Here is a 12,600-nt window from a genome sequence, read left to right as displayed (position 1 = left end):
GGATCGCATGAGCACCAAGAACGAGTCGACGACGGCGACGTCCGAGCACCGCGCGTACCGCAAGACGCGCCGGGGCTACGTCGTCAGCGACAAGATGGAGAAGACCGTCGTGGTCGAGGTCGAGGACCGGGTCAAGCACCCGCTCTACGGCAAGGTCATGCGGCGTACGAGCAAGGTGAAGGCGCACGACGAGCTCAGCTCGGCGGGCATCGGCGACCTCGTGCTCATCATGGAGACGCGTCCGCTGTCGGCCACCAAGCGGTGGCGCGTGGTCGAGGTCCTCGAGAAGGCCAAGTAAGCAGACAGGCAGTTGCCCACGGGCGGACCCCGGTCCGCGACGTGTGCACCACGGCAACTATCCGTTCGGCCAGGCTCGTCCGTCCGGGAGACCGGGCGGCGAGAACCCGCCAGACGACAGGAGCAGGTAGATGATCCAGCAGGAGACGCGGCTGCGCGTCGCCGACAACACGGGTGCCAAGGAGATCTTGTGCATCCGTGTGCTCGGCGGGTCCGGTCGCCGGTACGCCGGCATCGGTGACGTCATCGTCGCCACGGTGAAGGACGCGATCCCGGGCGGGAACGTGAAGAAGGGCGACGTCGTCAAGGCGGTCGTCGTCCGCACCCGCAAGGAGCGCCGTCGCGCCGACGGCTCGTACATCAAGTTCGACGAGAACGCGGCGGTGATCCTGAAGAACGACGGGGAGCCCCGCGGCACCCGCATCTTCGGTCCGGTCGGTCGCGAGCTCCGCGACAAGAAGTTCATGAAGATCATCTCGCTGGCGCCGGAGGTGCTCTGACCATGGCCAAGATCAAGAAGGGCGACCTCGTCGTCGTCATCTCGGGCCGGGACAAGGGCCAGCAGGGTCGGGTCCTCGAGGTTCTCGTCGAGACGCAGCGTGTGGTCGTCGAGGGCGTGCAGCGGGTGACAAAGCACGTCAAGGCCGGCCAGACCCAGCGCGGCACCCGGACGGGTGGCATCGAGACCGTCGAGGCTCCCATCCACATCAGCAACGTGATGCTGGTCGACCCGGAGACCAAGAAGGGCACCCGGGTGGGCTACCGCACCGAGCAGGTCGAGCGTGACGGTCGCACCCGTACGGTCCGCGTCCGCGTGGCCAAGCGCTCCGGTAAGGACATCTGATGACGCAGACCACCATCGACGCGCCGGCACAGCCGCGGCTGAAGGCGCGCTACAACGCCGAGATCCGTGACGCGCTGCTCAAGCAGTTCGGCCACGAGAACGTCAACCAGGTCGCGCGCCTCGTCAAGGTCGTCGTGAACATGGGCGTCGGCGAGGCCGCGCGGGACTCCAAGCTGATCGACGGAGCCGTCCGCGACCTCACCGCCATCACCGGCCAGAAGCCCCAGGTGACCAAGTCGCGCACCTCGATCGCGCAGTTCAAGCTGCGTGAGGGCATGCCGATCGGCGCGCACGTCACGCTGCGCGGCGACCGGGCCTGGGAGTTCCTCGACCGCCTGCTGTCGATCGCGCTGCCGCGCATCCGCGACTTCCGCGGGCTGTCGGCCAAGCAGTTCGACGGTCACGGCAACTACACGTTCGGGCTGACCGAGCAGTCGGTGTTCCACGAGATCGACCAGGACAACATCGACCGCGTGCGCGGCATGGACATCACGGTCGTCACCACGGCCACCACGGACGACGAGGGACGCGCGTTCCTCAAGGCCCTCGGCTTCCCGTTCAAGGAGGACTGACATGGCGAAGACCGCCCTCGTCAACAAGGCGAACGCCACGCCGAAGTTCGGTGTGCGTGGCTACAACCGCTGCCAGCGCTGCGGCCGCCCCCGCTCGGTGTACCGCAAGTTCGGCCTGTGCCGGATCTGCGTGCGCGAGATGGCGCACCGCGGCGAGCTGCCCGGCGTCACCAAGAGCAGCTGGTAACGAACCCTGTAGGAGACAGACGTCGGTAGGTCCCGGTCCCGCAACGGCGGGACCGGGATACCCCGGCGAGAGAGGGGCGACGCCCCATGACCATGACCGACCCGATCGCCGACTTCCTGACGCGGCTGCGCAACGCCAACTCCGCGCACCACGACTCGGTGAGCATCCCGTTCTCGAAGCTGAAGTCGCACATCGCCGAGATCCTGCAGGCCGAGGGCTACATCGCCGGCTGGACCGTCGAGGACGCCGAGGTGGGCAAGAACCTCGTCGTGACCCTGAAGTACGGCCCGCACCGCGAGCGTGCGCTGGCCGGCGTCAAGCGCGTGTCCAAGCCGGGCCTGCGCGTGTACGCCAAGTCGACCAACCTGCCGAAGGTGCTCGGCGGCCTGGGCGTGGCGATCCTGTCCACGTCGTCCGGGCTGCTGACGGACAAGCAGGCCGCCAAGAAGGGCGTGGGTGGGGAAGTCCTCGCCTACGTCTGGTAACGACAGAGACGGAGAGGAGAAGCCCATGTCTCGTATCGGCAGGATCCCCGTCCCGGTCCCGGCCGGCGTCCAGGTCGACATCGACGGCGCCGTGGTGACCGTCAACGGTCCCAAGGGTTCGCTGGTCCACACCGTCGCGGCGCCCATCCAGGTGGCGCGCGACGACGCCGGCGCCCTCGTGGTGTCCCGGCCTGACGACGAGCGCGCCTCGCGCTCGCTGCACGGCCTCACCCGCACGCTCCTGGCCAACATGGTCGTCGGCGTGACGGACGGCTACAGCAAGAAGCTCGAGATCGTCGGTACCGGTTACCGCGTGCAGGCCAAGGGCTCGAACCTCGAGTTCGCCCTGGGCTTCAGCCACCCGGTCACGGTCGAGCCTCCGGATGGCATCACCTTCTCGGTCGAGACCCCCACCAAGTTCACGGTGACGGGCATCGACAAGCAGCAGGTGGGCGAGGTCGCCGCGAACATCCGCAAGATCCGCAAGCCCGAGCCGTACAAGGGCAAGGGCGTCAAGTACGCGGACGAGGTCGTGCGGCGCAAGGTCGGAAAGGCTGGGAAGTAAGCCATGGCGATCAGCATCAAGGGCAAGGGCAAGGCGATCGCGCGCAAGCGCCGTCACCTGCGCCTGCGCAAGAAGGTCGTCGGCACGGCCGCACGTCCGCGCCTCGTCGTCACCCGCTCCACGCGTCACATCACGGCCCAGGTCGTGGACGACGCCGTGGGCCGGACGCTCGTCTCCGCGTCGACCCTCGAGGTCGACCTCCGCGGCGCCGAGGGCGACAAGTCGGCCAAGGCCCGCAAGGTCGGCGAGCTCATCGCCGAGCGTGCGAAGGCCGCCGGCATCGAGGCGGTCGTGTTCGACCGCGGCGGCAACAAGTACCACGGTCGCGTGGCCGCGGTCGCCGACGGTGCCCGCGAGGGAGGCCTGACGCTGTGACCACGACGCACGTCCAGACGAAGAAGAGGATCCACTGATGGCTGCACCTGCACGCAGCAACACCGGTGCCCAGGGTGGCGCCGGCGGCGACCGCCGCGATGGTGGCCGCCGGGACGGCGGCCGTCGGCAGGACGCCGCTGAGAAGAGCGCGTTCGTCGAGCGCGTCGTGACGATCAACCGTGTCGCCAAGGTCGTCAAGGGCGGTCGTCGCTTCAGCTTCACCGCGCTGGTCGTGGTGGGCGACGGCGACGGCACCGTCGGCGTCGGCTACGGCAAGGCCAAGGAGGTGCCCGCGGCGATCGCCAAGGGCGTCGAGGAGGCGAAGAAGAACTTCTTCCGCGTCCCGCGCATCCAGGGCACCATCCCGCACCCCGTCCAGGGTGAGGCCGCTGCCGGTGTCGTCTTCCTGCGTCCCGCTTCTCCGGGTACCGGTGTGATCGCCGGTGGTCCGGTGCGCGCGGTGCTCGAGTGCGCCGGCATCCACGACGTGCTGAGCAAGTCGCTCGGGTCGTCCAACTCCATCAACATCGTGCACGCGACCGTCGCCGCCCTGCGCGGCCTCGAGGAGCCGGCCGCCGTGGCAGCGCGCCGCGGGCTCGCCCTCGAGCACGTCGTGCCGGCCCCGCTCCTGCGGGCGCAGGCCGCCGGTCGTGCCGCTGCGACGGCCGCGAAGGTCGGTGCGTGATGGCACGACTCAAGGTGACCCAGACCAGGTCCGCCATCGGCGGCAAGCAGAACCAGCGCGACACGCTGCGCACCCTGGGCCTGAAGCGGATCGGTGACGTGGTCGTCAAGGAGGACCGTCCCGAGATCCGCGGCATGGTCCGTACGGTGACGCACCTCGTCGCGGTCGAGGAGGTCGAGTGACCATGGCCGACGAGAAGAAGGCCGACGAGACGACCGAGGCGAAGGCCCCGGCGAAGAAGGCTGCGGCGGCGAAGGCCGCCCCTGCCAAGGCGTCGAAGGCAGCGGCTGAGAAGCCTGCCGCCGAGAAGCCCGCAGCGGCCAAGGCCGCCAAGGCCGAGAAGACCGAGAAGACCGAGAAGGTCGCCAAGGCTCCGGCGAAGGCCAAGGCGACTCCCGTGGTCTCGGCCGCGGCGAAGGAGGCCGCTGAGGCCGCCGCCGTCCCGGGTGCCGGTGGCACGCTGCGCGTGCACCACCTGCGGCCGGCCCCGGGCGCCAAGACGGCCAAGACGCGTGTGGGTCGTGGTGAGGCGTCCAAGGGCAAGTCCGCCGGTCGTGGCACCAAGGGCACGAAGGCCCGCTACCAGGTGCCCGAGCGGTTCGAGGGCGGCCAGATGCCGATGCACATGCGCCTGCCCAAGCTGCGCGGGTTCACCAACCCGTTCCGCGTCGAGTACCAGGTGGTCAACCTCGACCGCCTCTCGGAGCTCTACCCGGACGGGGGCGACGTCACCGTCGCGGACCTGGTGGCCAAGGGTGCTGTCCGCAAGGGCAAGCCGGTCAAGGTGCTTGGCGACGGCGAGCTGACGGTGAAGGTCTCCGTGGCCGTGGACGCCCTGTCCGCGTCGGCGAAGGACAAGATCGTCGCTGCCGGCGGGAGCGTCGCGCAGGACTGATTCGACCCGGAACGGGGCCGGTGGCGAGACCCTCGCTCACCGGCCCCGTTCCGGCACCCTGGGCCATCCGTTAGGGTTCCCCAGGTGCCTGCGACGCGTCGCAGGCGGCCCGGCCGGAGTGCTCCGGCCGGACGAGATGCCGCCGACGGGCGGTGCCAGGAGGACAGGTGCTCAGCGCATTCGTGCGGGCGTTCCGTACGCCCGACCTGCGGCGCAAGCTGCTCTTCACCATCGCGATCATGGTGGTGTTCCGGATCGGGTCGTTCCTCCCGACGCCCGGGGTGTCGTACCCCAACGTCCAGGCCTGCATCAAGCAGACGGCCAGCAACGACCTGCTCGGCATCGTCAACCTGTTCAGCGGCGGAGCGCTGCTCCAGCTGTCGGTGTTCTCGCTCGGGATCATGCCCTACATCACCGCGAGCATCATCGTGCAGCTGCTGCGCGTGGTGATCCCCAAGTTCGAGGAGCTGTACCAAGAGGGCCAGGCGGGTCAGTCGCGGCTCACCCAGTACACCCGGTACCTCACCATCGGCCTGGCGATCCTGCAGTCGACGACGATCATCGCGGTCGCCCGGTCCGGCAACCTGTTCCAGGGCTGCACGCAGAGCGTGATCCCCAACAGCAGCTGGGTGACCATGCTCGTCATGGTCATCACGATGACCGCCGGCACCGGCCTGATCATGTGGCTCGGCGAGCTGATCACGGAGCGGGGCGTCGGCAACGGCATGTCCCTGCTGATCTTCACCTCGATCGCCGCGCGGTTCCCCTCGAACATGTGGTCGATCGCCGGCGGCAACGGTGGCGTGAGCAAGTTCATCGTGGTGCTCGCGATCATCGTGCTGGTCATCGCGCTCGTCGTCTTCGTCGAGCAGTCCCAGCGGCGCATCCCGGTGCAGTACGCCAAGCGGATGGTCGGCCGGAAGATGTACGGCGGCTCCAGCACGTACATCCCGATCAAGATCAACATGTCCGGTGTGATCCCGATCATCTTCGCGTCGTCGCTGCTGCAGGTGCCGGTGCTCCTGGCCCAGTTCGGCAACCAGACGACCGGCTGGGTGAAGTGGGTCGGCAAGTACCTCGCCAGCTCAAGCGCCCCGTTGCACATGGTGATCTACACGCTGCTGATCATCTTCTTCTGCTACTTCTACACGGCGATCACGTTCAACCCGGACGAGGTCGCGGACAACATGAAGAAGTACGGCGGCTTCATCCCCGGCATCCGTGCCGGACGTCCGACGGCTGAGTACCTCGACTACGTCATCACCCGCATCACGGCTCCGGGCTCGATCTACCTGGCATTCGTCGCGCTGGTCCCGACCGTGGCGTTCGCCCTGATGAAGGTCGGGGGCAACATCCCGTTCGGTGGCTCGTCGATCCTGATCATCGTGGGTGTCGGCCTGGAGACGGTGAAGCAGATCGAGTCCCAGCTGCAGCAGCGGCACTACGAAGGGTTCCTGCGGTGAGCGTCCGCCTGGTCCTGTTCGGTCCTCCCGGTGCTGGCAAGGGCACCCAGGCCGCACGTATCTGCGACAAGCTCGGCGTCCCGGCGATCTCCACGGGCGACATCTTCCGCAGCAACATCAAGGGCGGGACCGAGCTCGGGCGACGGGTCGTGGAGTACACCTCCGTGGGTGCGCTCGTCCCGGACGAGCTGACCGACGAGCTGGTCCGTTCCCGCCTCGCGGAGCCCGACGCGGCCGACGGGTTCCTGCTCGACGGCTACCCGCGGAACCTGGCCCAGGTGGACGCGCTCGACGCGATCCTGGCCGACGCCGGGCGCGCTCTCGACGTTGTCGTGGAGATCACCGCCGATGCCGACGTCGTCGTCGAGCGTCTGCTGAAGCGCGCTCAGATCGAGGGCCGGGTGGACGACACGGAGGACGTGATCCGGCACAGGCTCGACGTCTACGCCGACCAGACGGCTCCGCTCTCGGGCGTGTACGCCGACCGTGGGCTCCTGGTGCGCGTCGACGGGCTGGGCGAGATCGACGAGGTGACCGACCGCCTGCTCGCGGCGATCGAGCCGGCCCTGCGTCACTGACCGGCGTGGCCGGCCGGGAGCGGATCGAGCTCAAGTCGCTCGACGACGTGCGCGCCATGAGGCGCGCGGGGCTCGTCGTCGCCGCGGCGCTGGCGGAGGTACGGGCCGCGCTCGTACCCGGTGCGACCACCGGCCAGCTCGACGCGGTGGCGGCACGGGTGATCGCCGCGTCGGGTGCGACGCCGTCGTTCCTCGGGTACGAGGGGTACCCGGCGACCATCTGCGTCTCGGTGAACGACGAGGTGGTCCACGGCATCCCGGGGGAACGGGTGGTCCGCTCCGGCGACGTCGTGTCCGTCGACTGCGGCGCGATCGTGGACGGATGGCACGGGGACAGTGCCTTCAGCGCGGTCGTCGGCGACGGAGATCCCGCCGACGAGGCGCTGGTCGCGACGACCGAGGCGGCGATGTGGGCAGGCATCGCCGCTCTGGCCGGCGGGGACCGCATCGCCGTGGTCGGGGAAGCCGTGGAGGACCTGGTCGACTCCGGCCCGGTGCGCTACGGGATCGTGGAGGACTACGTCGGGCACGGCATCGGCACCGCGATGCACCAGCCACCCGACGTTCCGAACTACCGGTTGCGACCCAGAGGGCACCGGCTCAGGTCCGGCATGGTGCTGGCCGTCGAGCCGATGTTGACCCGCGGCTCGGGTGACACGCACGAGCTCGCGGACGGGTGGACGGTGGTGACGGACGACGGGTCCCGGGCAGCGCACTGGGAGCACACCGTCGCGGTGCTGGAGGGCGGCCTCTGGGTGCTCACGGCCGAGGACGGCGGCGCGGCTCGTCTCGGCGAGCGGGGAGTACGGACCGCGGCGCTGGTCTGAGAACGCCCGGTCGGATCACCTGATCGGGTGGCGTTCCCGTCGATGCAGGTCACGGCTGTGAATTGCCCACATCGGTCCGTTATGTCCGATATGGTCGCTCGCGCGGGAAGGATCCCGCCACGGGCCAGGGGGCGCGAGCGCGTGCGGTACGCACGCGGCGGCACTGGTGCTCGCGTTCCCTGGCAGGTGCCTGAGCGCTGACGCCTGCCCGCATCGATGGGTGGACCATGCTGCGCAGTTCTCGTCATGGAAGCTCCGTCTCGCGCCGCGGCCTCAGGGCAGCAGCGGCCGTGCTCACCGGGACGGTGATGATGATCGGCCTCGCCACGGGTGCGTCGGCCGCGGCCAGCTGCGTGGATGCGGGCGGTGGTGGGCAGGACGAGTCCCAGGGAGTCCCCGCGCATCCGTTCCCCCAGCGTGGTGGTTCGCACGTCGCACCCGCGACCGCGACCGGTGCGTACGTGTACCGCAAGCGCGACGCCAGCCGACCGGCGTCCTGGGACAACTCGACGCAGCAGTACCTGGTGGCGACCTGGTCCGGTGCCGAGTACCGCCCGTTGAGCCTTGACCAGGTGCGCACCGCACTGGCCGCAGAGGGGATCGAGCTGTGCGGCTCCGGCTGGGGCGTGCAGGAGGACCAGGCATACGGGACGCAGTCGCTGTTCACCGGCACCCCCGCGCCGAGCTACCCGAAGGCGACCATCGGCTGGCCGCCGATCTTCGCCGCGCAGCACTGGACCCTGGACAAGCTCGTCCAGGTCCCCGCGTGCGCCGCGGCCACGGCCGTCCCGACCCCCACGCCGACGCCGACCGCCACGCCGAAGGTGCCCGCTGCTCCCGTCGTCGTCCCGACCGAGACCCCGTCGCCGGTCCAGACGACTCCCTCCACCGGCCCGAGCCGTGCGGCCACGACGTCGCCCACGGCCTCCCCGGCCGCGACGGTCGCGCCTGCGGCGACCCCGAGTGCCACAGCCGCACCGGTCGCGACGCCGAAGCCGAGCGTCTCTCCCTCGCAGGACGTCGTCGACGTCGTGCTGTCCGCACCGGACTCCACCCAGAGCGCCAGCCCACAGGTCGTCAGCGCCGTGCTGGCAGCCGAGGACCGGAAGGGTTCGTTGGCCCAGACCGGTGCGGCGCCGATCGGCGTCGCCGTCGCAGCCGTCCTGCTCGTGGCGGCCGGGGTGCTTCTGCTGGTGCTGCGTCGCCGCGGCGCGATGCGATGAGTCCGGCGGCGCTGCACCTCTCCTGACCGGGGTGGGCGGCTCGCCACCGGTCCGTGCCCGACAGTGCCCCTGGGGACCCTCCTCCCCGGGGGCACCGTCGTGCCCGGGACCCTGCGGCAGCCCGTGCCGGACGGCACGGCGCGCCCCGGCGTACCCGTCACCGGATGCCGCGCGACGGGTGTGCCGGGGCTCTCAACGGGCTGGTTTCCCGGGGTGCGGCCGATGGCGTAGGATCGCCCGTTGGGTGTGCGTCATCCTGCGCTGCGGCGTGGGCGGGCAAGGTCGTCATCTCCCGCCCTGTGGACGGGGATGACCGGCAGCACCCTCCACGATGGCACGAGTCGCCCGGGCGTCAGCTCTGGCGGGTCGCGTGTCGTGGGTCGACACGTACGGACCGACAGGCAGCGGAGGACATGGCAAAGAAGGACGGTGTCATCGAGATCGAGGGCTCGGTGGTCGAGGCTCTGCCGAACGCGATGTTCCGCGTAGAGCTGAGCAACGGGCACAAGGTTCTCGCCCACATCTCGGGCAAGATGCGTCAGCACTACATCCGGATCCTCCCCGAGGACCGCGTCGTGGTGGAGCTGAGCCCGTACGACCTGTCCCGCGGGCGCATCGTCTACCGCTACAAGTAATCACCACTCGACCACGCCGTCTCGCCCGCGAGGGCGCCCGGCGGCGGAGGGAACCATGAAGGTCAAGCCGAGCGTCAAGAAGATCTGCGACAAGTGCAAGGTGATCCGCCGGCACGGTCGCGTCATGGTGATCTGCGAGAACCAGCGCCACAAGCAGCGCCAGGGCTGAGCAGCCACCAGCACCACCCCGGGTCCCGGTGACGGGACCCGACCAGCGCACCGCCGCACCGGTCGCCGTCGTCCAGACGTCGGCGCCGGTGACACCCCCGGCTCGGAGGCCGGGGCCCGCAGGCTCGCGGGAGGACGGTGCGGCAGACCTCCGACGAAGTTGCAGGAGCCACCAGGCACATGGCACGTCTCATCGGCGTCGACCTCCCCCGCGAGAAGCGGCTCGAGGTTGCGCTCACCTACATCTACGGGGTCGGCCGCACGCGTGCGACCGAGACCCTGAAGGCGACCGGGATCAGCCCGGACGTCCGCGTCAAGGACCTCGGGGACGCCGAGCTCGTCGCCCTGCGCGACTACCTCGAGGGCAACTACAAGCTCGAGGGTGACCTGCGGCGCGAGGTCGCCGCCGACATCCGCCGCAAGGTCGAGATCGGCTGCTACCAGGGGCTGCGCCACCGCCGCGGCCTGCCGGTGCGTGGTCAGCGCACCAAGACCAACGCCCGCACCCGCAAGGGCCCCAAGCGCACCGTCGCCGGCAAGAAGAAGGCCGGGCGCAAGTAGCCCGCCCGTCGCCGGACGACCCGCAGACCCCGAGAGAAGAAGCAGATGCCCCCCAAGACCCGCACCACCTCCGTGCGCAAGCCGCGCCGCAAGGAGAAGAAGAACGTCTCCCACGGCCAGGCGCACATCAAGAGCACCTTCAACAACACGATCGTCTCCATCACCGACCCGTCCGGCGCCGTGATCGCCTGGGCGTCGGGCGGCGACGTCGGCTTCAAGGGCTCGCGCAAGTCGACCCCGTTCGCCGCGGGCCTGGCGGCCGAGGCCGCCGCGCGCAAGGCGCAGGAGCACGGCATGCGCAAGGTCGACGTCTTCGTCAAGGGCCCCGGCTCCGGCCGTGAGACCGCGATCCGCTCGCTGCAGTCGGCGGGCCTCGAGGTCGGCTCGATCCAGGACGTGACGCCGCAGGCCCACAACGGCTGCCGTCCGCCGAAGCGCCGTCGCGTCTGAGCTCGATCGCACCGGTCCGTGCCCCGCCGCACGGACCGGTGCGTCGACCGCGCCGGTGGACCGAGACCGAGCGCGGTCATTGCACGTCACTGCGGAGCGTCATATGGCGGACGCCCGCTGAGAGGAACCCCACCGTGCTGATCGCACAGCGCCCCACCCTGACCGAAGAGGTCATCTCGGAGCACCGCTCGCGGTTCTCCATCGAGCCGCTGGAGCCGGGCTTCGGCTACACGCTCGGCAACTCCCTGCGCCGGACGCTCCTGTCGTCCATCCCGGGTGCGGCCGTCACCAGCATCCGCATCGACGGCGTGCTGCACGAGTTCTCCACCGTGCCTGGGGTCAAGGAGGACGTCACCGAGCTGATCCTCAACATCAAGAACCTGGTCGTCTCCTCCGAGAACGACGAGCCGGTGGTCATGTACCTGCGCAAGCAGGGTGCCGGTCAGGTGACCGCGGCGGACATCGTCCCGCCGGCCGGTGTCGAGGTGCACAACCCCGACCTGCACCTGGCGACGCTGAACGACAAGGGCAAGCTCGAGATCGAGCTGACCGTCGAGCGCGGCCGTGGCTACGTCTCCGCCAGCCAGAACAAGTCGTTCGACACCGAGATCGGCCGGATCCCGGTCGACTCGATCTACTCGCCGGTGCTCAAGGTGACCTACAAGGTCGAGGCGACCCGCGTCGAGCAGCGCACCGACTTCGACAAGCTGATCGTCGACGTCGAGACGAAGCCGGCGATCAGCCCGCGTGACGCACTGGCCTCCGCCGGCAAGACGCTGGTCGAGCTGTTCGGGCTGGCCCGCGAGCTCAACGTCGAGGCCGAGGGCATCGAGATCGGTCCGTCCCCGACGGACGCCGCGCTCGCCGCCGACCTGGCGCTGCCGATCGAGGACCTGCAGCTGACGATCCGGTCGTACAACTGCCTCAAGCGCGAGGGCATCCACACGGTGGGCGAGCTCGTCGCACGGTCCGAGGCCGACCTGCTCGACATCCGCAACTTCGGTGCGAAGTCCATCACCGAGGTCAAGGAGAAGCTGGCCGAGCTGGGACTGAGCCTGAAGGACAGCCCGATCGACTTCGACGCGACGGCCGGTGCCGGCTACTACGCCGACGACGAGGTCGACTTCAGCGAGGACGAGCAGTACTGACGCCGGGTAACGCGCCGGTCCGTCGCTCGACGGGCCGCACGCGTCGACCATCACCAGAACTCAAGGAGTAGAGACCATGCCCACGCCCACCAAGGGACCCCGGCTCGGTGGCGGACCGGCTCACGAGCGGCTGATCCTCGCGAACCTCGCGACGCAGCTGTTCGAGCACCAGCGTGTCACGACGACGGAGGCCAAGGCGAAGCGCCTGCGCCCCCTCGCCGAGCGCCTCATCACGTTCGCCAAGCGCGGCGACCTGCACGCCCGTCGTCGGGTGATGACGGTCGTCAAGGACAAGGGTGTCGTGCACGTCCTGTTCACGGAGATCGCACCCGCGGTCGCCGAGCGTCAGGGTGGCTACACGCGCATCACCAAGATCGGCGCCCGCAAGGGTGACAACGCGCCGATGGCGGTCATCGAGCTGGTGCTCGAGCCGCTCTCGCCGAAGCAGGCCGTCGTGAAGGAGGCGACGCGTGCGACCGCCAAGGCGGCCCCCGCGGCCGCCCCGGTCGCCGCCGCTCCGGTCGAGTCGAGCGAGACCCCGGTCGAGGAGTCTGCGGCGGTCGCCGAGGAGACCGCGACCGAGCCTGCCGCCGAGACGGCCGCCGACGAGGCCCCCGAGGGCGACGCCGACAAGGCCTGATC

General features: G+C 69.8%; 21 protein-coding genes. All 21 read left to right on the top strand.

Translation table 11 applies throughout. The features are described 5' to 3' along the window. Positions 1 to 7: 7 nt before the first annotated feature. The 21 genes from rpsQ (at position 8) to rplQ (ending at position 12,598) form a co-directional block, all read left to right on the top strand. On the top strand, positions 8 to 298 hold the full coding sequence (gene rpsQ / locus N0B34_RS02675) for a 30S ribosomal protein S17 (protein WP_263729689.1): 291 nt from the start codon (positions 8 to 10) through the stop codon (positions 296 to 298). 130 nt (positions 299 to 428) lie between these two features. Further along, positions 429 to 797, top strand: coding sequence for a 50S ribosomal protein L14 (gene rplN, locus N0B34_RS02670; RefSeq protein WP_263729688.1), 369 nt, complete (start codon positions 429 to 431; stop codon positions 795 to 797). A 2-nt stretch (positions 798 to 799) separates the two neighbouring features. Further along, positions 800 to 1,141 carry a 50S ribosomal protein L24 gene (gene rplX, locus N0B34_RS02665; protein WP_263729687.1) on the top strand — a complete coding sequence of 114 codons (342 nt, stop codon included), beginning with the start codon at positions 800 to 802 and terminating at the stop codon, positions 1,139 to 1,141. Continuing rightward, entirely contained in the window at positions 1,141 to 1,713 is a 573-nt protein-coding gene (gene rplE, locus N0B34_RS02660; protein WP_263729685.1) for a 50S ribosomal protein L5, read from the top strand. The genes rplX and rplE overlap by 1 nt, the downstream gene beginning before the upstream one ends. Position 1,714: 1 nt before the next feature. Beyond that, positions 1,715 to 1,900 (top strand): type Z 30S ribosomal protein S14, encoded by a 186-nt coding sequence (locus N0B34_RS02655; protein ID WP_263729684.1) that lies wholly within the window; start codon positions 1,715 to 1,717, stop codon positions 1,898 to 1,900. Between the two features lie 86 nt (positions 1,901 to 1,986). After that, the gene (gene rpsH, locus N0B34_RS02650) at positions 1,987 to 2,385 is read left to right on the top strand and encodes a 30S ribosomal protein S8 (protein WP_263729683.1); all 399 of its coding nucleotides are present in this window, start codon (positions 1,987 to 1,989) and stop codon (positions 2,383 to 2,385) included. Between the two features lie 25 nt (positions 2,386 to 2,410). Beyond that, positions 2,411 to 2,950: a 50S ribosomal protein L6 gene (rplF, locus tag N0B34_RS02645; protein ID WP_263729682.1), complete on the top strand. Its 540-nt coding sequence runs from the start codon at positions 2,411 to 2,413 to the stop codon at positions 2,948 to 2,950. 3 nt (positions 2,951 to 2,953) lie between these two features. Beyond that, the gene (gene rplR, locus N0B34_RS02640) at positions 2,954 to 3,325 is read left to right on the top strand and encodes a 50S ribosomal protein L18 (RefSeq protein WP_263729681.1); all 372 of its coding nucleotides are present in this window, start codon (positions 2,954 to 2,956) and stop codon (positions 3,323 to 3,325) included. A gap of 37 nt (positions 3,326 to 3,362) precedes the next feature. Then, positions 3,363 to 4,010 carry a 30S ribosomal protein S5 gene (rpsE, locus tag N0B34_RS02635; protein WP_263729679.1) on the top strand — a complete coding sequence of 216 codons (648 nt, stop codon included), beginning with the start codon at positions 3,363 to 3,365 and terminating at the stop codon, positions 4,008 to 4,010. Further along, complete coding sequence (rpmD, locus tag N0B34_RS02630; RefSeq protein WP_263729677.1) at positions 4,010 to 4,192, top strand: 50S ribosomal protein L30; 183 nt, start codon at positions 4,010 to 4,012, stop codon at positions 4,190 to 4,192. The genes rpsE and rpmD overlap by 1 nt, the downstream gene beginning before the upstream one ends. A gap of 2 nt (positions 4,193 to 4,194) precedes the next feature. Then, positions 4,195 to 4,905, top strand: coding sequence for a 50S ribosomal protein L15 (rplO, locus tag N0B34_RS02625; RefSeq protein WP_263729885.1), 711 nt, complete (start codon positions 4,195 to 4,197; stop codon positions 4,903 to 4,905). Between the two features lie 167 nt (positions 4,906 to 5,072). Further along, entirely contained in the window at positions 5,073 to 6,368 is a 1,296-nt protein-coding gene (gene secY / locus N0B34_RS02620; protein WP_263729676.1) for a preprotein translocase subunit SecY, read from the top strand. Beyond that, entirely contained in the window at positions 6,365 to 6,946 is a 582-nt protein-coding gene (locus tag N0B34_RS02615) for an adenylate kinase (RefSeq protein WP_263729675.1), read from the top strand. Before secY ends, N0B34_RS02615 begins: the two co-directional genes overlap by 4 nt. A 5-nt stretch (positions 6,947 to 6,951) precedes the next feature. Beyond that, complete coding sequence (gene map / locus N0B34_RS02610; RefSeq protein ID WP_263729674.1) at positions 6,952 to 7,773, top strand: type I methionyl aminopeptidase; 822 nt, start codon at positions 6,952 to 6,954, stop codon at positions 7,771 to 7,773. Positions 7,774 to 8,063: 290 nt separating this feature from the next. Next, positions 8,064 to 8,996, top strand: coding sequence for a hypothetical protein (locus N0B34_RS02605; protein WP_263729673.1), 933 nt, complete (start codon positions 8,064 to 8,066; stop codon positions 8,994 to 8,996). Between the two features lie 413 nt (positions 8,997 to 9,409). After that, entirely contained in the window at positions 9,410 to 9,631 is a 222-nt protein-coding gene (infA, locus tag N0B34_RS02600) for a translation initiation factor IF-1 (protein ID WP_029290613.1), read from the top strand. Between the two features lie 55 nt (positions 9,632 to 9,686). Further along, complete coding sequence (gene rpmJ, locus N0B34_RS02595) at positions 9,687 to 9,800, top strand: 50S ribosomal protein L36 (RefSeq protein WP_088289657.1); 114 nt, start codon at positions 9,687 to 9,689, stop codon at positions 9,798 to 9,800. A gap of 179 nt (positions 9,801 to 9,979) precedes the next feature. Beyond that, positions 9,980 to 10,360, top strand: a complete 381-nt coding sequence (gene rpsM / locus N0B34_RS02590) for a 30S ribosomal protein S13 (RefSeq protein WP_263729672.1) — start codon at positions 9,980 to 9,982, stop codon at positions 10,358 to 10,360. 45 nt (positions 10,361 to 10,405) lie between these two features. Beyond that, on the top strand, positions 10,406 to 10,810 hold the full coding sequence (gene rpsK, locus N0B34_RS02585) for a 30S ribosomal protein S11 (protein ID WP_263729671.1): 405 nt from the start codon (positions 10,406 to 10,408) through the stop codon (positions 10,808 to 10,810). Positions 10,811 to 10,944: 134 nt separating this feature from the next. Next, positions 10,945 to 11,958 (top strand): DNA-directed RNA polymerase subunit alpha, encoded by a 1,014-nt coding sequence (locus N0B34_RS02580; RefSeq protein ID WP_263729670.1) that lies wholly within the window; start codon positions 10,945 to 10,947, stop codon positions 11,956 to 11,958. 76 nt (positions 11,959 to 12,034) lie between these two features. Next, positions 12,035 to 12,598 carry a 50S ribosomal protein L17 gene (gene rplQ / locus N0B34_RS02575; RefSeq protein ID WP_263729669.1) on the top strand — a complete coding sequence of 188 codons (564 nt, stop codon included), beginning with the start codon at positions 12,035 to 12,037 and terminating at the stop codon, positions 12,596 to 12,598. The last annotated feature ends 2 nt before the right edge of the window (positions 12,599 to 12,600 follow it).

It is taken from the genome of Cellulomonas sp. SG140 (assembly GCF_025770785.1).
Classification (GTDB): domain Bacteria; phylum Actinomycetota; class Actinomycetes; order Actinomycetales; family Cellulomonadaceae; genus Cellulomonas.
This window is presented reverse-complemented; position numbering and strand designations above follow the sequence as displayed.